Here is a 255-nt window from a genome sequence, read left to right as displayed (position 1 = left end):
GCTGATTCCTTGCCAACGCAAGGGCGTGTTCAACACGGTCGCGCAGCAACAGCCGATTCGGCAGATGTGTCAGGCTGTCATATTGCTGCAGGAAGCTGGCCTGCTCGGCCGCCGCCGCATGGGCGTCCCGTGTGCGCAGCATCTGCATGCCGTAAGCAAGGTCGTTGGCCAGCTCCTCCAGCAGCCGCACTTCCTCCACATCGAAGGCGTTGGCGTCACGTGCATACATCGTCAAGCAGCCCAGGACGGCCGAAT

At 62.4% G+C, this 255-nt stretch carries 1 pseudogene; it reads right to left on the bottom strand.

Features of this window, described 5'->3' with window-relative positions:
• A pseudogene (locus H3H36_RS27960) lies at positions 1 to 255 on the bottom strand (bifunctional diguanylate cyclase/phosphodiesterase); the annotation flags it as partial.

It is taken from the genome of Rugamonas fusca (genome assembly GCF_014042365.1).
GTDB lineage: Bacteria > Pseudomonadota > Gammaproteobacteria > Burkholderiales > Burkholderiaceae_D > Rugamonas > Rugamonas fusca.
This window is presented reverse-complemented; position numbering and strand designations above follow the sequence as displayed.